The organism is Pseudomonas sp. LBUM1661, from assembly GCF_059695925.1.
The window spans coordinates 4,511,252-4,535,659 of record NZ_CP166794.1; the positions used below are offsets into that span (position 1 = coordinate 4,511,252).

A 24,408-nucleotide genomic window follows, 5' to 3' on the forward strand; every position below is an offset into this window, starting at 1 on the left:
CAGAGGGCTCACATCGTAGACGAAAACACGCTCACTGAAGCTGGGCCTTGTACTCCTTCACATACTGCCCGGCCAGCGTCTCTTTCTGTTCGTCGTCGAGCAACTTGCCGGCCATCTGGAAGAACTTCTGCTCTTCTTCCTTGAGGTGGTGATGGACTTTCTCGGCGAGCTTCTTCGCGGTCGCCAGCCAGGCCGGGCTGGACATCTCGGTCTCGTCCAGTTCCTCCATCATTTCGTCCATCTCATGATGCTCGGAAATTGCGTGACGGCTAAGGTCGACGCCGTTGTCGAACTCCATCAGCGGGATGTAGAAGTGCCGCTCTTCAGCGGTTTCGTGGGCCTGGAGTTCAGACTTGAGTTGCTTGTAAGCCTCGACCCGCTCCGGGGTGTCGCCGCTGGTCTGGATCAGCGCATCGGCATAGGTGCGTTGGCGGTCGTGGCTTTCGCGCAGTGCTTCAAAAATATTCACGGGGTGTCCTCATCGGCCGCGTTCTGGAATGACGCTGTTTAGGCTAGACACCTGCGCGCGATCGACGGTTCCACCCGCGGGGCTGGAACATCGACCGCTGACCGCGATAGGCTTGGGACTGTTGCCACTCAAGCCATAAGGAAATAGCTGATGACCCTGCGAATCGAACTGTCGCTAAACCCCACGGATGCCGAGGAACATGCCATCGTGCTGCCGTTGCGTGCCTATAACGCCTCGAAGGCTGGTGCCACGACGCCGGAGCCGATTGCCTTGCTGATCCGCGACGAACACGACGAAATTCTCGGCGGTCTGTATGGCCGGGTTTTTTATCAATGGCTGTACGTCGAGTTGCTCTCGGTGCCGGAACAGGCCCGGGGCCAGGGCATGGGCTCGAAGCTGATGCACATGGCCGAAGACCTGGCGCGGGAGAAGGGATGCATCGGCGTCTGGCTCGACACCTTCGATTTCCAGGCGCCGGGGTTCTACCAGAAGCTGGGCTACAGCGAGTTGGGTCAGATCGCTGACTACCCGCCGGGGCACAAGCGCTTCTTCTTCCAGAAGCGCCTGATGAACGACGCATAACCCTGTGGGAGCGAGCCTGCTCGCGATGGTGTGTCAGCCACATTGACGTCGACTGACACTCCATCGCGAGCAGGCTCGCTCCCACAGGGGAGAATTCCTCATCAATTCAGAGGCAGGTCGCGAGCGCCGCCAACCGGCGCTTGGCGACAAAATCGTCCTGCTGCGCGTAATAACTCAACACGGTTCCAGAGGCATCGGTGGTCACGTCCACAAAGGATTCCGCCGAGCGCGTGTAAACGGTGGTTCCACTCTTTTCACCTGCTTGCAGGTAGGCCCCGGCATCAACACCGAACACCGCCTCGTCCTGCCAGGAAAACTGCACGCACTGGGCGACGACTTTTTCCGGTTTGTCCGAGTTCAGGGTTTTATACGGGGCTTTGCCGCGCGCATCGTTCATCGCCGAACCGGCACATCCCGCCAGCAACGTCACGGCCAGCGCCACCATCAGAATTCGCATTGCGTTCGCTCATCAAGAAAAAGCGGACTGTATCACCGTGGCACGGCGTATCGTTCTGCTTTACTTCATTTATACCGCGACACCGCGTGACGATTCGCGCACCCTGTCGCGCCATTCACAGCGCAACACGCATTTTTTTGGAACGCACATGACACCTAACGCCGAATACTACAAACCGACCGCTGAATATGCCGACAAGCTGATCAGCCAGATCGGTCAGACGCCTTCCTGGATCGCCAAGCGCATCGGCGTCACCGACAAGCGGATTCGCTACATCCTCGACGGCGAAAGAACCGTCAAAGGCGAAACCACGCCGATCCAGATGACCTACCCCGAGCAGTTTGCCCTCGAATGCCTGGCCGCCGCGGCCAAGGCCAGCAAAAAGCAGTCTTCGTAACCCATTCTCAAGGAGCGACCATGGCGGCAACCGAACAGCAACACGAGCAAGCGCTAAAGCGGTTTCTCGATGAGCGCCCTGAACTGCGCGACGAACTCGACCACCTCAACCCGCTGCTGGCCCAGGCCAAGGGCGAGACCGCCGCACAGTTTCGCGATGAGCGCCTGCATGAAGCCTTCGAGGCTGAAGCCGAGCGCCTGGGGTTGTTCGCCTGGGAGCTGACGCTGCAACTGACGGCCGCGACGCCTGAGGACTACCAGGCCCAGCGTATGGAAGTGCACAAGGAAGTCGCCGAGATGGCCGGTATGGACTGGCTGGAGTATTGCGAGTTATATGGATTGAGTAAGTGACTGTTTTAGTCGCTACCTGAGGAAGACCTTCGCCGATGTTGCCATCCCTCTCAACTGATCGCGCCAGCCCGGGCCATCTGCATGCCCGCAAATGGCGGGGACGCATCGGCATGTCGATGGTGGCCAGTCTCTCGGTGCTCGCCGGCATGACCGACGCTATCGGCTTCATGGCCAGCGGCGATTTCGTTTCGTTCATGAGCGGCAACACCACCCGCCTCGCGGTGGCCATCAGCGATGGCGATCTGGGGCTGACCCTGCGCCTGCTGATCCTCGTCGCCACGTTTATCATCGGCAATGCCTTGGGCATCGTCGTCAGCCGCCTTGGCGGACGTCGGGCGCTGCCCTTGCTGCTGTGCATCGCCACGCTGCTCTGTGGTTCCGCCGCGTGGCCCTATGACGAACAATTGCCGGCGCTGCTGGCGGCGATCATTGCCATGGGCATGCTCAATGCCGCCGTGGAAGAAGTGAATGGCTTGCCGGTCGGCCTGACCTACGTCACCGGCGCCCTGTCGCGCTTCGGCCGTGGCCTGGGGCGCTGGATGCTCGGCGAGCGGCGCAATGGCTGGCGCGTGCAACTGATCCCCTGGACCGGCATGTTTGCCGGCGCGGTGCTCGGCGCCGTGCTGGAACATCACCTTGGGCTCAAGGCGCTGTTTGTCAGCGGGCTGCTGGCCGGAGCGCTGGGGGTGCTGTCGCTGAAGATTCCGCGGCGTTGGCAGTTGGGGTATATGCCTCGCTGAATCTTGTGTGGCCTGCTCGGGCCTCATCGCGGGCAAGCCCGCTCCCACAGGTTTTACTGTGAAGCTACGATCTTGGGTATCGCACAAATCCCTGTGGGAGCGGGCTTGCCCGCGATGAGGCCCGCACAGACAACATCGATTTAGCCGCCTCGCCGATAAAGCTTTATCATGGCCGCAGTTTCGCTGATCGAGTCCGTCATGAAGTTCGCCATCGCGCTGTTTTCCGCCGCTCATGCGCCCTCCTCGCGCCGCGCCTTGCTGTTTGCCCAGGCTGCGTTGGCCGGTGGGCATGAGATTGTCCGGCTGTTTTTCTATCAGGACGGCGTCTATAACGCCTCCGGCAGCGTGGTCACGCCTCAGGATGAACAGGACGTGCCCAAGCAATGGCGCGCCTTTGTGTCCGAGCATCGACTCGATGGCGTCGTCTGCATCGCCGCCGCCCTGCGTCGCGGGGTGTTGAACGAAGAAGAAGCCAAACGCTATCAGCGTGAAGCCGTGGCCGTCGGCGCACCGTGGGAATTGTCCGGCCTCGGCCAGTTGCATGACGCGGTGCAGGATGCCGACCGCCTGATCTGTTTCGGAGGCGCGTGAGATGCCCAAATCCTTGCTGATTATCAGCCGTCAGGCGCCCTGGTCCGGGCCGAACGCGCGGGAAGCCCTGGACATCGTCCTGGCGGGCGGCGCCTTCGATCTGCCGATCGGCCTGCTGTTTCTCGATGACGGGGTGTTCCAGCTTGCCGCCAGACAGGACGCCAAGGCCCTGCAACAGAAAGACCTGAGCGCCAACCTGCAAGCTCTGCCGATGTTCGGTGTCGAAGACCTGTTCGTCTGTGGTGACAGCGCTGCACAACGCGGTCTGGACCCGGCCGGTCTAGCGCTGGAAGAAGCCCAAGTGCTGGCCGCCGACGAAATCACCGCACTTATTGACCGTTACGACCAGGTGATCACCCTCTGATGTCGACTTTGCATGTGTTGTCTCATTCCCCGTTCGGCGACGATCGCCTGACCAGTTGCCTGCGCGTGATCGGCGCTGACGATGCGCTGCTGCTGTCCGGCGACGCGGCGTATGCCTTGCAGCCGGGCACCGCGCCGTTCAGTACCCTGAATGCACGCAGCTTAAAGCTGTTCGTGCTGGTCGAAGACGCTCAGGCCCGGGCGCTGGTCGTTCCGGACTGGGCCAGCGCCATCGATTACCCGGCCTTCGTCGAGCTGTCGATTCACTATGACAAGGTCAACAGCTGGCTATGAATTCCCTGACTGTCGGCGCCCGCGCCATCGAGTTGGACAAGGACGGTTTTCTGGTCGAACTGAGCGACTGGTCTGCCGACGTGGCCAGCGCCCTGGCCGCCGCCGAAGACATCGAGTTGAGCCCCGAACACTGGGAGATCCTCGAACTGTTGCGCAGCTTCTACGACGAGTTCCAGTTGTCGCCGGCCACCCGTCCGCTGATCAAGTACACCGCATTGAAGCTGGGCCCGGACAAGGGCAACAGCCTGCACCTGAACCGACTGTTCAAAGGCACCCCTGCCAAACTCGCCGCAAAACTGGCGGGCCTGCCCAAACCGACGAATTGCTTATGACCGATTTCCCAGCGCTGACCCTCGAAACGCCCGCCGAGCACCCGTTCGCCCAATTCGTGCGGATACTCGGCAAAGGCAAACGCGGTGCCCGCGACCTGACCCGGGTCGAAGCCCGCGAAGCCATGGGCATGGTGCTCGACGACAAGGTCGAGGACACCCAGCTCGGCGCGTTCCTGATGCTGTTGCGCCATAAGGAAGAAAGCGCCGAGGAAATGGCCGGGTTTACCGAAGCCTTGCGTGAACGGTTGAATCCTCCTGCAATGGCCGTTGATCTCGACTGGCCAACCTATGCCGGCAAGAAGCGTCATTTGCCGTGGTACTTGCTGGCGGCCAAGTGCCTGGCGCAGAACGGCGTGCGCGTCTTCATGCACGGCGGCGGCGCCCACACGGCCGGTCGCCTGTACAGCGAACAACTGTTGGACGCGTTGAACATCCCGCTGTGCCGCAACTGGCAACAGGTCGGCGAGGCGCTGGATAACGGCGGCCTGGCGTTCATGCCGCTGGTGGACTGGGCGCCGCAGTTGCAACGAATGATCGACCTGCGCAACACCCTCGGTCTGCGCTCGCCGATCCACTCCCTGACGCGGATTCTCAATCCCCTGGGCGCGCGCTGCGGCCTGCAAAGCATTTTCCATCCTGGCTACCAGGCGGTGCATCGCGATGCCAGCGGCCTGCTTGGCGACACCGCGATTGTGGTCAAGGGCGATGGCGGCGAGATCGAGATCAACCCCGACGCCGACAGTCACCTGTACGGCACCACCGGCGGCGAAAGCTGGGACGAGGAATGGCCGCAACTGTCGAGCCAACGTCACGTCAAACCCGCCTCGCTTGAACCTGAGCATATGAAAGCCGTGTGGCGCGGCGACGTGGTCGACAGCTACCCGCAAATGGCGCTGATTTCGACCATGGCCCTGGCCTTGCGCGGCCTCGGCCAGACGCGTGAGCAAGCCTTCGAAACCGCCCAGCAGTATTGGGATGCGCGGGACAGATCGATTTAACCGATCATAACCCTTCAACCTTTGCGCTATTTGTTCGAACTCATGGGCATAGACTCCTCTCCAACGCTTATCGGATTGAGGAGTCTTGAACATGGGTTTGTTAGTCGAAGGTCGCTGGCATGATCAGTGGTACGAAAGCAGCAAGGACGGTGCATTCCAGCGTGAACAGGCGCAACGTCGCAACTGGGTGACCGTCGATGGCAAGCCCGGTCCGAGCGGTGTCGGTGGCTTTGCCGCCGAGGCCGGTCGCTATCATCTCTACGTATCGCTGGCCTGTCCGTGGGCTCATCGCACGCTGATCCTGCGCAAACTCAAAAGCCTCGACAGCCTGATCGACGTGTCAGTGGTCAGTTGGCTGATGCTGGAAAACGGCTGGACCTTCGACCAGAACCTGGGTTCGACGGGCGACAAACTCGACCACTTCACCTTCATGCACCAGCGCTACACCGCCGATGCCGCCGACTACACCGGCCGCGTCACCGTGCCGGTGCTCTGGGACAAACAGCAGAATCGTATCGTCAACAATGAATCGGCGGAGATCATCCGCATGTTCAACAGTGCGTTCGATGAATTGACCGGCAATGAGCTGGATTTCTACCCGGCGCCGCTTCGCAGTGAGATCGATGCGCTGAACGAGCGGATTTATCCGGCAGTGAACAACGGCGTGTACCGCGCCGGGTTTGCTACGTCGCAGAAGGCTTATGAAGAAGCGTTCGATGATGTGTTTGGCGAATTGGATCGGCTGGAGTTGTTGCTTGGCGCGAATCGCTACCTGACCGGCGAATACCTGACCGAAGCGGATATCCGGTTGTTTACGACGTTGATTCGCTTTGATGCGGTGTACTACGGGCACTTCAAATGCAACCTGCGGCGGATTGCCGACTATCCGAATCTGTCGAACTGGCTGCGGGAGATTTATCAGTGGCCGGGGATTGCCGAGACGGTGAGTTTTGAGCACATCAAAAATCATTACTACGGAAGCCACAAGACCATCAATCCGACGGCGATTGTGCCGAAGGGGCCGGCGCAGGACTTCACCGCCGCCCATGATCGGGAGCGGTTGAGTGGGAAAGGGGTTTGGCGCAGGGGTTGATGTTGTTTAGTTTTTGAGGGCCCCATCGCTAGCAGGCTAGCTCCCACAAGGGATTTGTGAACAACAGAGATCCAATGTGGGAGCTAGCCTGCTAGCGATTAAGGCGACTCGGTGTTCAGACTTGCGCCTGAGCCCCTTCAAACCACGCCAGTTTCTCGCGCAGCTGCACCACTTCCCCGACAATCACCAGCGTCGGCGCATGCACTTCATGCTCCGCCACCAGTTGCGGAAGGTCCGCCAACGTGCCAGTAAACACCCGCTGATTAACCGTCGTGCCCTGCTGAATCAACGCCGCCGGGGTATCCGCCGCGCGACCGTACTTGATCAACTGCTCGCAGATGATCGGCAATCCCACCAGCCCCATGTAAAACACCAGGGTTTGCGCCGGCGCGACCAGATCCGCCCACGGCAAATCGGTGGAACCATCCTTCAAGTGCCCGGTGACAAAACGCACCGACTGCGCGTAATCACGGTGCGTCAGCGGAATCCCGGCATACGCCGCGCAACCACTGGCCGCCGTAATACCCGGCACCACCTGGAACGGAATGCCTTGAGCCGCCAGTTCTTCGATCTCTTCACCGCCACGGCCGAAGATAAACGGATCACCGCCCTTCAACCGCACCACACGCTTGCCTTGCCTGGCCAGATCGACCAATTGCTGGTTGATCTGATCCTGCGGCACGGCGTGATCGGCGCGACGCTTGCCGACGTAAATCCGCTCGGCATCGCGACGGCACAATTCCAGAATCGCCGGTGCTACCAAGCGGTCATACAGCACCACATCGGCTTGCTGCATCAGGCGCAATGCGCGGAAGGTCAGCAGGTCGGGATCACCCGGCCCTGCACCCACCAGATACACTTCGCCGGTGGCCACGGGCGCTTCACCATCGATTTTCGCTTGCAGCAGACGCTCGGCTTCAGCACCCTGCCCGGCCAGTTGCCGATCGGCAATCGGGCCCTGGAACACGTCTTCCCAGAATGCCCGGCGTTGCTGCACGTCCGGAAACAGGCGCTTGACCTGGCTGCGGAAACGCGCCGCCAGACCGGCCAGTTGACCGTAGGTGGACGGAATCCAGGTTTCGATCTTGGCACGGATCAAGCGGGCCAGCACCGGCGCATCGCCGCCGCTGGAGACTGCGATGATCAGCGGCGAACGGTCGACGATCGCCGGAAAGATCACGCTGCACAACGAAGGCGCGTCCACCACATTGACCGGCACACAACGCCGATGGGCATCGGCGGAGACTTGCGCGTTCAGCGGTTCGTCGTCGGTGGCGGCAATGATCAGCCCGCAACCGTCCAGATCCGCTTCGACGTAGCCACGCAACAGGCACTCGCCACCGCTGCCGGCAACCAGTTCGCGCAGTTGCGGTTCGATTTCAGGTGCGACCACCCGCAGCAGCGCACCGGCATCGGCCAGCAGGCGGGATTTGCGCAAGGCAATTTCCCCGCCGCCGACGACCAATACTCGACTGCCGCGCAGGTTATGGAACAGCGGCAGATAGTCCATTTAGCCGATGACCTCAAGGCCACCCATGTACGGTTTCAATACGTCAGGCACACGGATCGAACCGTCGGCCTGCTGGTAGTTTTCCAGCACCGCCACCAACGTACGACCGACCGCCAGGCCGGAACCGTTGAGGGTGTGAACCAGTTCAGGCTTGCCGGTTTCCGCGTTGCGGAAACGCGCTTGCATACGACGGGCCTGGAAGTCGCCGCAGTTGGAGCACGACGAAATCTCGCGGTACTTGTCCTGGCTCGGGATCCACACTTCCAGGTCGTAGGTCTTGACCGCGCTGAAGCCCATGTCGCCGGTGCACAGCGCGATGGTGCGGTAAGGCAGTTCGAGCAATTGCAGGACTTTCTCGGCGTTGGCGGTCAGGCCTTCCAGCGCTTCCATCGACGTCGACGGTTCAACGATCTGGACCATCTCGACCTTGTCGAACTGGTGCTGGCGGATCATGCCGCGGGTGTCGCGACCCGACGCACCGGCCTCACTGCGGAAGCACGGCGTGTGGGCGACGAACTTGATCGGCAACAGTTTCGAATCGACGATCTCGCCGGCCACGATGTTGGTCAGCGACACTTCGGCGGTCGGGATCAGGTACAGATCGGCTTCGCCTTCGCGCGCGATCTTGAACAGGTCTTCTTCGAACTTCGGCAACTGGCCGGTGCCTTGCAGCGCCGGGGCTTGAACCAGATAAGGCGTGTAAGCCTCTTCGTAACCGTGTTCGCTGGTGTGCAGGTTGATCATGAACTGCGCGAGGGCGCGGTGCAGACGGGCGATCGGGCCGCGCAACAGGGAAAAACGGGCGCCGGACAGCTTGGCGGCGGTTTCGAAGTCCAGCCAGCCGAACTTCTCACCCAGGGCGACGTGGTCCTGAACCGGGAAATCGAATGCCTTCGGGGTGCCCCAGCGGCGCACTTCGACGTTGTCTTCTTCGTCCTTACCGACCGGCACGGATTCGTGTGGCAGGTTCGGAATGCCGAGCAGGATCGAGTCCAGATCGGTCTGGATCGCGTCCAGTTCGACTTTACCGGCGCTCAATTCGCTCGCCATGCGCTCGACGTCCGCCATCAGTGGCGCGATGTCTTCACCGCGCTGCTTGGCCTGGCCGATGGATTTGGAGCGCGCATTACGGTCAGCCTGCAGTGCTTCGGTGCGGGTCTGGACGGTCTTGCGCTGTTCTTCCAGCGCTTCGATGCGCGCAACATCCAGGGCAAAGCCACGGGATGCCAAGCGGTCCGCTACGTCCTGAAGGTTGCTACGTAACAGTTTGGAATCGAGCATGTCGGTCTCTCGTTATCAAAGTTTGGTCAAGGACAGGCCTGCCCAGGTGGCGAGCAGCCCGCCGAATACGCTGATGGCAGCATAGCCCACGGCCAGCGGCATTTGCCCGGTTTCCAGCAGGCGCACCGTATCCAGTGAAAAGGATGAAAAAGTCGTCAGCCCCCCGAGGAAGCCAACCATCAACCCGGCGCGTACCTCAATCGGCACCTCCGGGCGTATCAAAAACAGACCGTATAGAACGCCGATCAGCAAACAGCCGACGATATTAACGGCCAGCGTCGCGGTATAGAAGTGCCGCGGCCAATTAGCGTTGATCCAGTTGCCGGTGGCGAAGCGCAGTAGCGTGCCGGCGATACCACCGACAGAGACAGCAACGATCAAGGGAATCACTATTTTTTTCTCCGCTGCCGGGGGCTGAGACGGTCAAGTTGTGCGAGGTGATTGAGCTTCTCGCCGATCTTCAGCTCCAGGCCGCGTGGCACCGGCTGATAGAACGGTTGTGGCTCGAGTTCTTCCGGGAAGTAGTCTTCGCCGGCGGCGTAGGCGTCCGGCTCATCGTGGGCATAACGGTATTCGTCGCCATAACCCAGCTGCTTCATCAGCTTGGTCGGCGCGTTACGCAAGTGCAGCGGCACTTCCAGCGAACCGTGTTCGGTGGCACTGCGCATCGCCGCTTTGAAGCCCATGTACACCGCGTTGCTTTTCGGCGCACAGGCCAGGTACGTAATGGCCTGGGCCACCGCCAATTCGCCTTCGGGGCTGCCGAGACGCTCCTGCACTTCCCACGCCGCCAGGCACAGGCTCAGCGCGCGCGGGTCAGCGTTGCCAATGTCTTCGCTGGCCATGCGCACCACGCGCCGGGCCAGGTACAGCGGATCGCAACCGCCATCGATCATGCGCGCAAACCAGTACAACGCGCCGTCGGGGTTGGAGCCGCGCACCGATTTATGCAGCGCGGAAATCTGGTCGTAGAACGCTTCGCCGCCCTTGTCGAAACGCCGCCGGGTATCGCCGAGCAGGCTTTGCAGCAGATCGACGCCGATCTCGCTGTTGTCCTCGGCCAGGTCCGAGGCGTTTTCCAGCAGGTTGAGCAAACGCCGGCCATCGCCATCGGCGGCGGACAGCAGCATCTGAAAGCCTTCATCATTGAGGGTCAGTTGCCGTTTGCCCAGGCCACGCTCTTCGGTCAGTGCGCGATGCACCAGTTTGCGCAGGGCCGCTTCGTCGAGGCTTTTGAGCACGTAGACGCGGGCCCGGGACAGCAGCGCATTGTTGAGTTCGAACGAAGGGTTTTCGGTGGTCGCGCCGATGAAAATCAGCGTGCCGTCTTCAACGTAGGGCAGGAACGCATCCTGCTGGGACTTGTTGAAACGGTGCACTTCATCGACGAACAGGATGGTGCGCTTGCCGTACTGCCCGGCCTGTTGCTTGGCGATTTCCACCGCCTGACGGATTTCCTTCACGCCGGCCAAGACTGCCGAGACCGTTTCGAAGTGCGCATCCGAGACTTCCGCCAGCAGTCGCGCCAGGGTGGTTTTGCCCACGCCCGGCGGGCCCCAGAAAATCATCGAATGCAGGGCGCCCTGCTCCAGGGCTTCGCGCAACGGCTTGCCGCGAGCGAGCAGGTGTTCCTGACCGACGTACTCGTCCAGATTGGCCGCACGCAAACGCGCGGCCAAGGGCTGAGCTATCGGGGCACTGCGAAACAGGTCCATCACTGCTTATCAAACCTCACTGATTCTCTATCCCCTGTAGGAGCGAGCCTGCTCGCGATGGACGTTAACGATAACGCTGGCTGCCTGACACCCAGCGGTGTCCTTGAGTTCATCGCGAGCAGGCTCGCTCCTACAGAGGTTCTGCGTTTTATTCCTGGATCACATCAGCACCCTTGGGGATGTCGAACTTGAACTTGGAGGCCGGGATTGGCTCGTTGGCCTTCACGCCGGTGAACAGGATATTGGTGCGCTGACCGACGCTGTCAATCAGTTGCATGTCATTGACCAGGCCATTGCGGAACGACAGGCGCAGGCTGTCGAACAGGGTGTCCTTGGTTTTCGGCTTCAAGGTGAAGTCGATCACGCCGCCGGCTTCCTTGGCGCTGATGTCGAAGCTCTGGCTGATCTTCGATACGTCACCGGACAGCAACAGTGCCGGGGTCTGGGTCAGGCGCTGGTCGAGGTTCTTGATGGTGACTTGTTCCAGGTCCGGGTCCCACAGGGAAACCTTCTTGCCATCGGACACCATCAACTGCTCTTGCGGCGCATCGGTGTGCCAGTAGAACAGGCCAGGACGCTGCAGGGACATTTGACCGGCGGTTTCCTGCAACTGGGTGCCGCTGCCATCGAGGGTCAGCTGGGAGAAACGTGCGGTCAGGGTCTGGGATTTTTCCAGCAATTGGGTCAGACGCGCCACGTCCTTGTCATCGGCGTGGGCCGAAAGCGTGGTCAAAGCCAGTACCGGCAGCAACAGCATGCGGATAAGACGCATGGGAGTCCTCATAACATTCGTGGGGAGAGTGGCGGCGCATCACTGCGCCACCGCTGTTCAATTCAAATCAGTCGCGCACCGGGCCAGGCGCCAGGACTTCACGCGAACCGTTGGTATTCATGGACGTCACGACTCCGGCCATTTCCATGGCTTCGATCATGCGCGCGGCGCGGTTGTAGCCGATTTTCAGCTTGCGCTGAACCGCGGAGATGGACGCGCGACGGCTTTCCAGAACGAACTGCACCGCTTCGTCGTAGAGCGCGTCGGTTTCAGCATCATCGTCGCCACCGCCGCTGCCGCCGTCAAAGCCGCTACCGGGCTCTTCGACACCGGCGAGAATCTCGTCGTTGTATTCCGGCGCGCCACGCAGTTTCCAGGCTTCAACCACCCGGTGAACTTCGTCATCGGAAACAAAGGCACCGTGAACACGGATCGGCAGGCTGGTGCCCGGCGGCATGTAGAGCATGTCACCGTGGCCGAGCAATTGTTCGGCGCCGCCCTGGTCGATGATGGTCCGCGAATCGATCTTGCTCGATACCTGGAAGGCCATACGCGTTGGAATGTTGGCCTTGATCAGACCGGTGATCACGTCTACCGACGGACGCTGGGTCGCGAGGATCAAGTGGATACCGGCAGCACGGGCCTTCTGGGCGATACGGGCGATCAGTTCTTCAACCTTCTTGCCGACGATCATCATCATGTCGGCGAATTCGTCGACCACCACGACGATGGTCGGCAGCTTGGTCAGCAGCGGCGCTTCGTCGTGAATGCTTTCGCGCTTGTACAGCGGATCGGTCAACGGCTCACCAGCGTCCTGGGCTTCCTTGACCTTGGCGTTGAAGCCCGACAGGTTTCGCACGCCCATCTTCGCCATCAGTTTGTAGCGACGCTCCATCTCCGCCACGCTCCAGCGCAGGGCGTTGGCCGCGTCTTTCATGTCGGTGACGACCGGGCACAGCAAGTGCGGAATGCCTTCGTAGATCGACAGTTCAAGCATTTTCGGGTCGATCATGATCAGCTTGGCGTCTTCCGGGCCGGACTTGAACAGGATCGACAGGATCATGGCGTTCACGCCCACCGACTTACCGGAACCGGTCGTACCGGCCACCAGCAAGTGCGGCATTTTCGCCAGGTCGGTGATGACCGGCTTGCCGCCGATGTCGTGGCCCAACGCCAGCGTGACCGGCGACTTGAAGTTGTCGTACTCAGGGGTCGACAGCACTTCCGAGAACCGCACGATCTGGCGGTCTTCGTTCGGGATCTCGATACCGACGGTGGTCTTGCCCGGAATCACTTCCACAACGCGTACGCTGGTCACGGCCAGGGAGCGCGCGAGGTCTTTCGCCAGGTTGGAGATGCGGCTGACTTTGACGCCGGCAGCGGGCTGGATTTCGTAACGGGTAATCACCGGGCCCGGGTGAATCGAATCCACCGAGACTTCGACACCGAATTCCTTGAGCTTGATTTCCAGCAAGTGGCCAACCGCAGCCAAAGATTCAGGCGAGTAATTGAGTTGTTTCTTTTCCGCCGGGTCGAGAATCGAGATCGGCGGCAAGGTGCCTTCGACGGCGCTGTCGACGAACAAATGCGCCTGTTTCTCTTTTTCCACGCGTTTGCTCGGCGCTGCCGGTTTCGGCGGTGCCGGGGCAATCACCGGCGGCACCTGCTTCTCGCGTTCGGACATGTGCTTGCTCAGGGCCTGCTCACGTTCGATCAGGCGTTCCTTGACCTTGGCCTGTTCGCGCTTGTCGGTGACGGTCGGCGCCACCACGTCATGCACGCGGTCATCGACTTCACGCAACTGCGCAACCAGCTGCTTGCGCTCGACACGGGCGGCCCACCAGCGATTGGCCGCGCCCTGGAACAGTTCGAACAGGTCGAGGGTGATTTTGCCGGTGAGGTCCATCACCTTGAACCACGACAGGTCGGTGAACACCGTCAGGCCGAACAGGAACAGCGCGATGAACAGCAGCGTGCTGCCCTGGATGTTCAGGGCATTCTTGGCCAGGTCACCGAGGCTTTCGCCCAAGGCACCGCCAGCGCCGGCCGGCAAACCGGTCGCCGCATGAAAATGGATATGCGCCAAGGCCGCGCCCGACAGCACCAGGAACACCAGACCGATCAGGCGCCAGGAAAACAGCCAGCCGCTCCACTGCCACGGCTCATGGCGTTGGCGAAAGATCTGGTAAGTCTTGACCGCCAGCAACAGCGGGAAGATGTAGGCGAAGTAACCCAGCACCATGAACAGGATATCGGCGCTGTAGGAGCCGGCCGGCCCGCCGAAGTTCTGTACATCGTCGATCTTGCTGTTATGGCTCCAGCCCGGATCGTCCTTGCCATAGGTCAACAAGGCCATCATCAGGAACAGGCACAAGGCGCCGATGGCGATCAATGCACCTTCCTTGAGTCGGTAGTGCAAATGCTGGCGCCAGAGCGGAACGACGGCTGGTTTAGGTGCTGCGGTGGATTTCTTCAAAACGCTTCTTTTCCTGCGCCAGTGGCGCGTCCATCTGTTGAATGACTATAAAAAACTGCCCAATCCAGGCAGGTAAAAAAGTTAACAGGCGCAACTGGGACTACTTTTAACACTGCACCCCGGTTTTTATAAACATGGCGCGTACTGCTTATTTTGTTACAAGCACAGTTACAGACAGGCATTGTACGGGTTTGTTCGTCCGATGCCATGCTTGTGACCCTTGGGTGTAGCATAGCCAAAAGCCCATTGCGCGCGGTTCAATTTGAGCATGCATTCTCTTTTGTGACAAAGGCTTATGAGGTGTTTTTATGAGCGACGCGAAGCATTCCCGCCTGATCATTCTGGGTTCCGGCCCTGCCGGTTACAGCGCAGCCGTTTATGCCGCCCGCGCCAACCTCAAACCCGTTGTCATTACCGGCATACAGGCAGGTGGCCAGTTGACCACCACCGTTGAAGTCGATAACTGGCCCGGCGACGTCGAAGGCCTCACCGGCCCGGTGCTGATGGAACGCATGCAAAAACACGCCGAGCGCTTTGACACAGAGATCGTCTACGACCATATCCACACCGCCAAGTTGCAGCAGCGCCCGTTCGAACTCACCGGCGACAGCGGCACCTACACCTGTGATGCGCTGATTATCGCCACCGGCGCCTCGGCGCAATACCTGGGCCTGCCCTCGGAAGAGACGTTTGCCGGCAAAGGGGTTTCGGCCTGCGCCACGTGCGACGGCTTCTTCTATCGCAATCAGGTGGTCGCGGTGATCGGTGGCGGCAACACGGCGGTTGAAGAAGCCCTGTACCTGTCGAATATCGCCAAGGAAGTCCACCTCGTCCACCGGCGCGACAAGTTGCGTTCGGAGAAAATCCTTCAGGACAAACTCTTCGAAAGAGCCGCCAACGGCAATATCCGCCTGCACTGGAACCAGAACCTCGACGAAGTGCTGGGCGATGCCAGCGGCGTGACCGGCGCCCGCCTGCGTGACAGCCACACGGGTGAAACCACGGAATTGCCGCTGACCGGCGTGTTCATCGCCATCGGCCACAAGCCCAACACCGACCTGTTTCAGGGCCAACTGGAGATGCGTGACGGCTATCTGCTGGTCAAGGGCGGCAGCGAAGGCGATGCCACCGCCACCGCCATTGAAGGCGTGTTTGCCGCCGGCGATGTGGCCGACCACGTTTACCGCCAGGCCGTCACGTCTGCCGGCGCCGGTTGCATGGCCGCCCTGGACGCCGAAAAATACCTCGACGACATTCCGACCGTATGACGGCACACTTCACGGCGGGCCGACCAGCCCGCCACCGCCCTCCCCTTCTGCAAGCCCGGATGCCATGCTGACTTGGTTACAACGCAACACCTTGACCTTCCCGCCGCTGGAAAAAGCCATGCGCGATCCCAACGGACTGCTGGCTGCGGGCGGGGATCTTTCCGCCGATCGTCTGGTTCAAGCCTATCGCCACGGTTGTTTTCCATGGTTTTCGGAAGGCCAGCCGATTCTCTGGTGGTCGCCGGATCCGCGCACGGTGCTATTTCCCGACGAACTGCATGTCTCGCGCAGCCTGAACAAGTTGCTGCGCCAACAACGTTATCAAGTGACCTTCGATCAGGATTTTGCCGCGGTCATTCGCGCCTGCGCCGCGCCGCGGGACTACGCCGACGGCACCTGGATCACCGAAGCGATGCAGAACGCCTACCTCGAACTGCACCGGCGGGGTTACGCGCACTCGGTGGAAGTCTGGGACCAGGGCGAGCTGGTCGGCGGGCTGTATGGCCTGGCCATGGGGCAGCTGTTTTTCGGCGAGTCGATGTTCAGCCGCGCCGACAACGCCTCCAAATATGGCTTTGCCACACTGGTCCGACATCTGAAAGACTCAGGCTTTGTGCTGATCGACTGTCAGATGCCCACTGACCATTTGCACAGTCTCGGCGCCCGGGCCATTCCGCGCCGCGAATTTGCCCGCTACCTTGCTCAGCATCTGGACCAACCCAGTCGCGCAACCTGGGTTTGCTGAGCGACTTTCGCGCGCTTGGCTTACACTTATTTAAAGTTTACCCCCGAGGGTTGATCATGACCGAGTTGGCGCGTTTGAAGTTCTATGCCACTCAGCCGCACTCTTGCAGTTATCTGCCCGAGGAGCAGGCCACTACCCTGTTCCTCGACCCTAGTCAGCCCATGGATGTGCATGTCTATGCAGACCTGTCAGAGATGGGTTTTCGTCGCAGTGGCGACCATCTCTACCGGCCGCATTGCCAGAACTGCAATGCGTGCGTGCCGGCCCGTATCCCTGTGGCGCAATTTACGCCCAATCGTCAGCAGAAACGCATCTTCAAGCGCAACGTTGACTTGCAAGTGCGCCCGGCCAAACCCGGGTTCAGTGAAGAATATTTCGACCTGTACCAGCGCTACATCGAGCAGCGTCACGCCGATGGCGACATGTACCCGCCGAGTCGCGATCAGTTCGCCACTTTCCTGGTGCGTGATCTGCCGTTTTCGCGCTTCTACGAATTCCGCCTCGACGGACGGCTGCTGGCCGTGGCCGTGACCGACTTGCTGCCGAACGGTCTGTCGGCGGTCTACACCTTCTACGAACCCGCGGAAGAACGCCGCAGCCTGGGACGTTACGCAATCCTCTGGCAAATCGCCGAGGCCCGGCGCCTGCGGCTGGAAGCGGTCTATCTGGGCTATTGGATCAAAAACTGCAAAAAAATGAGCTACAAGACGCAATATCGCCCCATCGAACTGCTGATTAATCAGCGCTGGGTCATCCTGAACTAGAGCAAGCCCTAAACCCCTTGGCTTAAACCCCATTTTTCGGGCACAATGCACGCCGCTTTTGCCTGGCGCAGTTGCACCGGGCCATTCATTGGACACCGAGGGCTTTACTGCATGTCGAAAGAAGACAGCTTCGAAATGGAAGGCACTGTCGTCGACACCCTGCCCAACACCATGTTTCGTGTGGAGTTGGAAAATGGGCACGTCGTAACCGCGCATATTTCCGGCAAGATGCGCAAGAACTACATCCGTATTCTTACCGGTGACAAAGTGCGCGTCGAGCTGACGCCCTATGACTTGAGCAAAGGGCGCATCACTTACCGCGCTCGTTAATCAAGTCAATACAAGACGCCCGGCTTATGCCGGGCGTTTTTGTTTGTCCGTTATTTGCCTTGATCGTGCATGGATTCCATGCCAGCCCCATCCCGAACAAGCCTCCCTGCGGCGTGCGCCCGCAACTCCTGCCTGCCTGTGAACGAGGGGCAATCCTGTTTCACAGGTTAATGCCACCTGCAATTCATTCCCGTTTTTTTGTAAAACAAGAAGCGTCCTACATACAAGCTATTTCATATGCGACTTAATTCGCCTGCTCATTTTCGCCATGGGCAGGTACGGACATGCACCGCTTTTGGGTCCATCGCCTGTCGCTTATGCCGTAGGAAACTTGTTAATGGAACTAACAAAAAAAATCTCGCCACAGAACCGACGACTGGTGAAGTTCACCTCCCCGCTCGAAAACCAGCAAGAGCTACTGCTTGAACGATTTTCCGGTGTCGAGGGTTTGTCGACACTGTTCAGTTTCGAGTTGTCGCTGATCAGCCAGGATGCGCGACTCGAACTCAAGTCACTGATGGGGCAACCCGCGTTACTCGACATTGAACTGGCGACCGGCGGTGCTCGTTACGTTCACGGCTACATCAGCCGTTTCAGCCTGCAAAAAAGTGACGGTGGCCTGGCGCACTATTCGGCGACATTAAGTCCCTGGCTGTGGATGCTATCGCGACGCCATGACTCACGGATATTTCAAGAGCAAACGATCGAAGACATCATTCGCGCGGTGTTTGCCCACTATGAAGCACTGCCCCGTTTTGAGTTCCGTCTGAGCCAGTCGCTCAAGTCCTACAGCTACATCACGCAATACCGCGAAAGCGATCTGGATTTCGTCTTGCGTCTGCTGGAAGGCGATGGATTGTTCTTCTACTTCGATCACACGAAGGAAGGACACCAACTGATCATCACCGATCACTCCCGCAAGCTCGAGCCGCTGGCGCAGCAACCGCAGATCCGCTACCACAGCGCGTCGGTCACCGAAGCAGCCGACTCGATTACGCAATGGAGCAGCAACAGAACCCTGCAGCCCGGCCGCATGGCCATTCAGACATTCGACTACAAGCAACCGAACAATCCACTACGGGTCAGCATGCCTAGCCTCAACGTCCAGGGTGAAGTCCCGTCCTACGAGATCTACGACTTTCCCGGTCATTACAGCCACGGTATGCCTGAGGAGGGCGAAACGCTGGTCCGTCATCGCCTGGAAGCCATGGAGGTACAGGGCAAGACCTTTCAGGGCACCAGCAACTGTCGCGCCATGCTGCCGGGTTACACCTTCGAGTTGACTCAGCACTTCGATCACGACCGTGACCCCATTGCAGATCGCCATTTTCTGTTGCTGACAGTGGAGCACCGTGGCTGCAACAACTATCTGTCTGATCAACCGGCGGATTACGACAATCGTTTTGTGTGCATCCGCCACAAGATTGCGTATCGCCCCCCGATCGTTACGCCGCGCCCGACGATTTCCGGCCCGCTCACCGCCATTGTGGTCGGCCCTGAAGGTGAAGAAGTCTTTACCGATGCGTTGGCGCGTGTGCAAGTCCGCTTTCATTGGCAGCGCGAGCAGGATCCTGCCCAAGGCACCACCTGGCTGAGGGTCGCCATGCCCAGCGCCGGCGAAGGTTTTGGTCATCAATTTTTACCGCGCATCGGCCAGGAAGTCCTGGTGACCTTTCTTGGGGGCGACATCGACCGCCCTCTTGTCACCTCGGTGATCTATAACGCGAATCACTTTCCGCCACGCTTCAGCCATGCGACGGGGTTGCCGGGCAATCGAACGTTGTCGGGGATCCAGACCCGGGAACACAAGGGCAACGGCTTCAACGAGTTGCTTTTCGACGATACACCCGGTGCATTGCGCGCCCGCCTGGCCACGAGTCATCACGCCACAGCGCTGAACCTGGGAAAGCTGACCACCCCGAGAACCGATGGGCAAGCCCAGGCACGAGGCGATGGCGCAGAACTGCGTACCGATGCCGCGATTGCCCTTCGGGCAGCCCAGGGCATGTTATTGACCACCTACGCTCGCCACGGCGCGCAGGGCTCGCAGCTGGATCGCGACGAATTGCTCAGGTTGCTGGCGGAGTGCGGCGAGCTGTTTCAATCGCTTGGTCAGACTGCCGCCTCTCGTGGCGGCCAGCAGGTCGATACCCAAGGCATTGAAGCGCTGCGCCAGGCGTTGAATCAATGGCCTGCCCCCGCCAGTGACAGTTCGGGTCAGCCTGTTGTCGCGGTGGCCGCCGAGGCGGGCATCGTCAGTGCCACCCCACGTTCGCAGGTGCACTACGCCGGTGAGAATCATGACACCACCGCTCAGGATCATCTGCATTTGACCAGCGGTGCGGCCCTGCGAATGAACGCCGGTAAGGGGATCTCGGCCTTCGCCCAGGATGAAGGCATCTGTGCTATCGCCAATCGCGGCAAGGTGCTGGTGCAAGCACAGAACGATGACCTTGTACTCAATGCGCTTAAGAACCTGCACCTGTCAGCCGGCGAAGGCGAACTGATCGTGACCGCCCCTACCATCCGCCTGGTGGCCGACGATGGCAGCTACATCAAGATCGGGGGCGGTATCGAGATGGGCACGCAAGGCAAGGCCATTGTGCATGCCAGCGATCATGACTGGGTCGGGCCGAAAACCGACAGTGTTTCCGTACCCACCTTCAGCCGTGACCCAGCGGCGCAACGCCTGGCCTTTCACTACCCGGGCGACGAAGCCGAGGGCTCTCGAAGGGCCGCGGACCATCCGTACCGGATCGAACTTGAGGATGGCAGTGTGGTGCAGGGTTTAACGGATGCGACCGGTTCAACGCAGAGGGTGGAGCGAGAGGTGATGCATCAGGCTCGGGCAACCGCCAAGCGCCCGGGGGGAGACAACCAATGAGCGACTCCAGCTTTTACACGGTGGCACAGCGCACCACCCGCTTGATTCCCAACTGCAACACCGATCGCAAGATGGAAGTGCCTGGTGACTTGCCCGGTGTGGTGATTTTCCTGCACGGTGTCAATGATCCGGGGGCGGCGTATGAGTCGGTGGAAACGGGGTTGTGTCAGGGGGTTAATGAGCGGCTGGATCGGCCGGATTTGAGGGCGGGTCGGTATGGGGCCAAGTACAACGAGGCTAAAAGCACGCCCAAGGAAGCGTGGAAAGACAAGGAGGGGCGAATACTCGACGATCCCGATACCTACCTTTATCAACGCGATACCGACGACCCCAAAACGCGCAGTCTTTTAATCCCGTTCTATTGGGGCTACAGCGCCGAACCCGGAGAAATAAAGCGGGATGAGAATGGCGACCCTGCCAGGCTGCGCGATCAATTCCAGGATACGTTCGGCAATCGTCTGGACCGTCACTTCGCCAAGGGCGGCGGTTTTTTCGCCAACGCCACCAACAATCTGCTGGAGATGTACGAAGAGGGCTTCGCCAAATGGCTGCGTCATTTGGTTCAGCCGACGATGCATAGCTCGTTGTACATGGGCAAGGCGCCGAACCGGCGCTATTTTGTACTGGCCGCGACCCGACTGGCGATGCTGGTCAGCGAGATTCGCCGCGTCTCCCCCAATGAAACCATCACCATCATGGGGCACAGCCAGGGCACGCTGATTACCTTGCTCGCCCAGGCCATGCTGGTGGATCGCGGCGAGCGCTGCGCCGACTGCGCAATCATGGTCGCCTCGCCCTATTCGGTACTGCCCGGCGCAACACCGAAACATTTGCGGACACTGCAAACCCTGATCGACATCGTCCAACACATCACCCAATCACCCCATACGCAACCACCCCTCGACGCCGCACGCTGTGGCGTGCCGGGGTATGGTGGTCGTACCGGCCCGCGCTGGTCACCCGAACAAGGCCAGCGTTTGGGTGCAGACGGTAAGACCGTGGTGTTTCCCGAGCGAGATAATCGCGGCAAGGTCTACCTGTATTTCTGCCCGGACGACACCACCGTGGCGCTGGATGATGTGCAAGGTATCGGCACTTACGGCGTGCCGGACGCGCTGCCCAATGGCGAGCCGGCCATGACCACGTTGCAATCCATGGGTTTTTACCAGCGCCTGTGGACCAGGCGCCTGCGCGACAGTGAGCCGGTGCTGGTCGGCAAGGCGCCACAACCAGACCTCACGCGCGCGGAGGGAGAGCCACGTTATCCGGGAGGTTGGTCAGTGCCGGCAATGGCCTCGCAGGCCGGGATCCGTAAAGGCCAGGAACGCAACATCAATGCCGAACAACTGCACCCGCCCCATGCGCCACAGATGTTCGGTGGCGAAGCCGTGACAGGTTCACCCCACAAGGCCGGAAAAGACCGTCCGGATGCGGTGTCGCAAAACACCGCCCTGGGTAACCCACGTGCGTCCTTCAAGTGGATTTATGTGGGCAACAGCGCAGAGCGAGTCAAGCTGGAAGAGGCTCGCGCCCACTGGAATCACGGCAAAGAGCCCGACGACCAGACCCACGCCCTGCGCCAGACGCCGGTGTCCGGCAATCCGATGCTCGATCGCAAGGATCATTACCGAATCGAACGAGAAGAAACCCCCAATGAAGTCCGTGCCCGCATGGTGGTTGATCCGAAGGAGTGGACTGAAAACAGCTATCACTCGGCGGTGTTGCGCAGCCCGGAAAACCATCGCTGGGTGACGGCGATGGATATCGCGATTGGGCAGGCGAAGTGCCTCGATGATCCGGTGATGCGGGAGGTGCTGGTGGCGATTGCGGATTGGAAAATGGATAAAAAGCGGTACTTCGATGAAGTCATGAAGATGGAGGGTTAGTCGCGACTTAGTGAAGAAACCCAAACATTGGTGGAGGCCAGCTATCTGTATTACCAAGAAGGCGAATTCCCTTCCATTGATGTGGTGTCGTTGACACCGCCGACGCTGATCGTAAGCCCTTTGGAAAAAGGAGCGATTCAATGAGGGATCGTCGAAACGAAAAATCACAGCGACCGAAGCTGAAGGGCTATCTCTGGGGGGCTGGAGTATTGATAGCCATTTGGCTCGGATTCTTGTTGTCCGCCATCTACATAACCCCGACAGAAGATATAAAACCAAAGGAGTTTGACACCGTTATGCGCTGGGGAATCGCGAGCATTTTTGGTGCGCTGGTACTGACCTACAGCGGGCACTGGCTTGGCAAGGCCGTAGCCTACGAAAAGGCAGAACTGGCGACCTACAAATCAGAAGTCATGGCTGAAAGAGTCGAGCAAATCGCCACGCTTGAGCGCACATATGCGCTGGAGATACGGGGAACGGGGCTCGCCGTTGATGATTGGCACCAATCCTCTATTTGGCGAGAAATAAAAAAGAAAAATAACAATTTTTCTTCGATCTATTCGCAAGACCCCAAGGACTACGATACCTCCGTGAGCTCTCGAAGAATCACGGCAAGAATCAATACCCGCGTCGCCTTTACGCATTCGGCCAGCGACTCCGTGGCCTACTGGCCAATACCGGTGTTTGCGATATCACCTCCCAAGCAGCCCGAAGACACGGGAGCAGCTGCAAATATTCTGGACGGACGCAATGCCGCCACCTTGGGTGTCACACTGTTCCTGTGGCAAGACGCGGACAATACCACCCATGCCCAAAGTATGATCGAGCGTTTGTTCAAGTTCTTTGACGACAATCCCGAGGTGCCGCAGGTATTGATCGTGAGCGAGGACGGCGATGTCACTCGAAACGGCTATCGGGTGGCCGGCACGCCCGGGCTGCAAAACGTCCATGCTGTACCAATGGTTTACGAAAGCATGACCGGTCTGCTGGTCACGCGTTCGGACCGGGTAGATCGTTACATCCGCCCCTTTGCCACCCATGAATCGGAAAACAACCAGAACAAAAAAACCGACATGGGCAAGTTGTGGGCGTTTTACTGGAAGCATTCACCGCTGTTCAGAAAAGTCTATGAAGACGCCAAACGTGCTGAGGGGATCAGGAAACCTTACGGCCCCGGCACCATGTCCTCCACCTACTGGCAATCCCAACTCCCCGCCCTCTGGCAAACCCTGAGCAACCGAGGCCCCGGTCACTTCGAACCGTCGCCATGGTTGCCGGTCCGCTGGGCCAACCATCAAGTCAAGGAATTCGATAGAGCGCCAGTCCTGGGCTACCTGCACCGCCCGGTCAAAGTCGTGATGCACGACGAAAACGGCAAGCTGCTCAAACCCGCGCTGCAGGCCAAAGCCTTGCAAGCGGGCTGGCTGCAGGCACTGGAAACGTTGCCCAAGGGCGAAAAACCGTTGCGTGTGTTCTATGACAGCACTGACAACACTCAGGGCGAAATCGCTCTGACCCTCGCGCTGCATGGCCTCAACACGGATGGCACCGGCATTGCGCTGGGCAATGTCGACGAGGGCTACGACATCGGTCGGCGTTTGGGCAATACCGGCGTCAGTAGCACCCTGGTCGAAATCAACCTCGCGACGATTGCCAGCTACCAGGAGGGCGGCGTCAGCGCGGTGGTGTACGCCGGCAAGGACGGCAGCGTCACCGTGCAAATGGTCCGCCCGCCTGACGAAGCCCGCAAAGCAAAAAACCAGCAGACCCACGGCACCGACCCCTTCAGATTTCGTATGCCGGGGCCAAAACCATGAGCCATCCCGTTTGTCTGGGCGACGCCATCAGCAGTGGCGGCACGGTCGTATCCTGCCAACTCGCGGGCGCTCATCGCCTCAACGGAAAAACCCCTGCAGTGCTAGGCGACAAGGCAGCGTGCCCGTTTCACCTGGGCGAGTTCGCTTTCGTCGAGGGGCATCCGCGCAGGCGCATGAACGGCATTCCTGTAGTCCTGCAAGGACATCGCCTGGCTTGTGGTTGCCACGGAATAGCGAGCAATGCGTTGAATGTGCAGGCGACCTGATACCTCGCATTTTCATTTAACGCGAGTC

Annotated in this window: 25 protein-coding genes and 1 pseudogene; 18 read left to right on the forward strand and 8 right to left on the reverse strand. The window is 59.9% G+C overall.

Features of this window, described 5'->3' with window-relative positions; genetic code table 11:
* Positions 1–31: 31 nt before the first annotated feature.
* The gene (locus ACA057_RS20730; RefSeq protein WP_497341904.1) at positions 32–469 is read right to left on the reverse strand and encodes a hemerythrin domain-containing protein; all 438 of its coding nucleotides are present in this window, start codon (positions 467–469) and stop codon (positions 32–34) included.
* Between the two features lie 150 nt (positions 470–619).
* Here ACA057_RS20730 and ACA057_RS20735 point away from each other — a divergent pair, with 150 nt between their 5' ends.
* Complete coding sequence (locus tag ACA057_RS20735) at positions 620–1,051, forward strand: GNAT family N-acetyltransferase (protein ID WP_497341906.1); 432 nt, start codon at positions 620–622, stop codon at positions 1,049–1,051.
* A 106-nt stretch (positions 1,052–1,157) separates the two neighbouring features.
* Here ACA057_RS20735 and ACA057_RS20740 read toward each other — a convergent pair whose 3' ends face one another.
* Positions 1,158–1,508 carry a hypothetical protein gene (locus ACA057_RS20740; protein WP_497341908.1) on the reverse strand — a complete coding sequence of 117 codons (351 nt, stop codon included), beginning with the start codon at positions 1,506–1,508 and terminating at the stop codon, positions 1,158–1,160.
* A 148-nt stretch (positions 1,509–1,656) separates the two neighbouring features.
* Here ACA057_RS20740 and ACA057_RS20745 point away from each other — a divergent pair, with 148 nt between their 5' ends.
* From ACA057_RS20745 to ACA057_RS20785, 9 genes are all read left to right on the forward strand, one after another.
* The gene (locus tag ACA057_RS20745; protein WP_008154823.1) at positions 1,657–1,905 is read left to right on the forward strand and encodes a hypothetical protein; all 249 of its coding nucleotides are present in this window, start codon (positions 1,657–1,659) and stop codon (positions 1,903–1,905) included.
* Positions 1,906–1,925: 20 nt separating this feature from the next.
* A complete protein-coding gene (locus ACA057_RS20750) occupies positions 1,926–2,255 on the forward strand; it encodes a DUF6388 family protein (RefSeq protein ID WP_497341910.1) in 330 nt (109 codons plus the stop codon).
* Between the two features lie 35 nt (positions 2,256–2,290).
* The gene (locus tag ACA057_RS20755; RefSeq protein WP_497341912.1) at positions 2,291–2,995 is read left to right on the forward strand and encodes a YoaK family protein; all 705 of its coding nucleotides are present in this window, start codon (positions 2,291–2,293) and stop codon (positions 2,993–2,995) included.
* 198 nt (positions 2,996–3,193) lie between these two features.
* The gene (gene tusD / locus ACA057_RS20760; protein ID WP_497341914.1) at positions 3,194–3,586 is read left to right on the forward strand and encodes a sulfurtransferase complex subunit TusD; all 393 of its coding nucleotides are present in this window, start codon (positions 3,194–3,196) and stop codon (positions 3,584–3,586) included.
* Position 3,587: 1 nt separating this feature from the next.
* Positions 3,588–3,950 (forward strand): sulfurtransferase complex subunit TusC, encoded by a 363-nt coding sequence (gene tusC / locus ACA057_RS20765; protein ID WP_497341916.1) that lies wholly within the window; start codon positions 3,588–3,590, stop codon positions 3,948–3,950.
* Positions 3,950–4,243, forward strand: coding sequence for a sulfurtransferase complex subunit TusB (tusB, locus tag ACA057_RS20770; RefSeq protein ID WP_497341918.1), 294 nt, complete (start codon positions 3,950–3,952; stop codon positions 4,241–4,243). Before tusC ends, tusB begins: the two co-directional genes overlap by 1 nt.
* Entirely contained in the window at positions 4,240–4,575 is a 336-nt protein-coding gene (locus ACA057_RS20775) for a TusE/DsrC/DsvC family sulfur relay protein (RefSeq protein ID WP_497341920.1), read from the forward strand. Before tusB ends, ACA057_RS20775 begins: the two co-directional genes overlap by 4 nt.
* Entirely contained in the window at positions 4,572–5,573 is a 1,002-nt protein-coding gene (locus tag ACA057_RS20780) for a glycosyl transferase family protein (RefSeq protein WP_497341922.1), read from the forward strand. The genes ACA057_RS20775 and ACA057_RS20780 overlap by 4 nt, the downstream gene beginning before the upstream one ends.
* A gap of 91 nt (positions 5,574–5,664) precedes the next feature.
* Entirely contained in the window at positions 5,665–6,666 is a 1,002-nt protein-coding gene (locus tag ACA057_RS20785) for a glutathione S-transferase family protein (RefSeq protein WP_497341924.1), read from the forward strand.
* A gap of 115 nt (positions 6,667–6,781) precedes the next feature.
* Here the strand turns inward: ACA057_RS20785 and cysG are convergent, their stop codons facing one another.
* From cysG to ACA057_RS20815, 6 genes are all read right to left on the reverse strand, one after another.
* On the reverse strand, positions 6,782–8,176 hold the full coding sequence (gene cysG, locus ACA057_RS20790; protein WP_497341926.1) for a siroheme synthase CysG: 1,395 nt from the start codon (positions 8,174–8,176) through the stop codon (positions 6,782–6,784).
* Positions 8,177–9,457 carry a serine--tRNA ligase gene (serS, locus tag ACA057_RS20795; protein WP_497341928.1) on the reverse strand — a complete coding sequence of 427 codons (1,281 nt, stop codon included), beginning with the start codon at positions 9,455–9,457 and terminating at the stop codon, positions 8,177–8,179. It lies immediately after the preceding gene.
* Positions 9,458–9,472: 15 nt separating this feature from the next.
* On the reverse strand, positions 9,473–9,847 hold the full coding sequence (crcB, locus tag ACA057_RS20800; protein WP_059406619.1) for a fluoride efflux transporter CrcB: 375 nt from the start codon (positions 9,845–9,847) through the stop codon (positions 9,473–9,475).
* The gene (locus ACA057_RS20805) at positions 9,847–11,172 is read right to left on the reverse strand and encodes a replication-associated recombination protein A (protein ID WP_497341930.1); all 1,326 of its coding nucleotides are present in this window, start codon (positions 11,170–11,172) and stop codon (positions 9,847–9,849) included. Before ACA057_RS20805 ends, crcB begins: the two co-directional genes overlap by 1 nt.
* 148 nt (positions 11,173–11,320) lie before the next feature.
* Positions 11,321–11,944, reverse strand: a complete 624-nt coding sequence (gene lolA, locus ACA057_RS20810) for an outer membrane lipoprotein periplasmic chaperone LolA (protein WP_059406617.1) — start codon at positions 11,942–11,944, stop codon at positions 11,321–11,323.
* A 67-nt stretch (positions 11,945–12,011) separates the two neighbouring features.
* A complete protein-coding gene (locus ACA057_RS20815) occupies positions 12,012–14,420 on the reverse strand; it encodes a DNA translocase FtsK (protein WP_401363274.1) in 2,409 nt (802 codons plus the stop codon).
* Between the two features lie 308 nt (positions 14,421–14,728).
* Between ACA057_RS20815 and trxB the strand changes: the two genes are divergently transcribed.
* The 8 genes and pseudogenes from trxB to ACA057_RS20855 all read left to right on the forward strand — a co-directional run bounded on the left by trxB (position 14,729) and on the right by ACA057_RS20855 (position 24,380).
* Positions 14,729–15,688: a thioredoxin-disulfide reductase gene (trxB, locus tag ACA057_RS20820; protein ID WP_497341933.1), complete on the forward strand. Its 960-nt coding sequence runs from the start codon at positions 14,729–14,731 to the stop codon at positions 15,686–15,688.
* A 64-nt stretch (positions 15,689–15,752) separates the two neighbouring features.
* Positions 15,753–16,433 (forward strand): leucyl/phenylalanyl-tRNA--protein transferase, encoded by a 681-nt coding sequence (gene aat, locus ACA057_RS20825; protein WP_497341935.1) that lies wholly within the window; start codon positions 15,753–15,755, stop codon positions 16,431–16,433.
* Positions 16,434–16,489: 56 nt separating this feature from the next.
* Positions 16,490–17,197 (forward strand): arginyltransferase, encoded by a 708-nt coding sequence (locus tag ACA057_RS20830; RefSeq protein ID WP_401363266.1) that lies wholly within the window; start codon positions 16,490–16,492, stop codon positions 17,195–17,197.
* Positions 17,198–17,308: 111 nt separating this feature from the next.
* A complete protein-coding gene (gene infA, locus ACA057_RS20835; protein WP_002553999.1) occupies positions 17,309–17,527 on the forward strand; it encodes a translation initiation factor IF-1 in 219 nt (72 codons plus the stop codon).
* Positions 17,528–17,864: 337 nt separating this feature from the next.
* Positions 17,865–20,411: a type VI secretion system Vgr family protein gene (locus ACA057_RS20840; RefSeq protein WP_497341938.1), complete on the forward strand. Its 2,547-nt coding sequence runs from the start codon at positions 17,865–17,867 to the stop codon at positions 20,409–20,411.
* Positions 20,408–22,441, forward strand: a pseudogene (locus tag ACA057_RS20845) (T6SS effector phospholipase Tle3 domain-containing protein). Before ACA057_RS20840 ends, ACA057_RS20845 begins: the two are co-directional and overlap by 4 nt.
* On the forward strand, positions 22,438–24,114 hold the full coding sequence (locus ACA057_RS20850) for a type VI lipase adapter Tla3 domain-containing protein (RefSeq protein ID WP_497341940.1): 1,677 nt from the start codon (positions 22,438–22,440) through the stop codon (positions 24,112–24,114). The pseudogene ACA057_RS20845 and the gene ACA057_RS20850 overlap by 4 nt, the downstream one beginning before the upstream one ends.
* The gene (locus ACA057_RS20855) at positions 24,111–24,380 is read left to right on the forward strand and encodes a PAAR domain-containing protein (protein ID WP_497341942.1); all 270 of its coding nucleotides are present in this window, start codon (positions 24,111–24,113) and stop codon (positions 24,378–24,380) included. The genes ACA057_RS20850 and ACA057_RS20855 overlap by 4 nt, the downstream gene beginning before the upstream one ends.
* Positions 24,381–24,408: the final 28 nt, after the last annotated feature.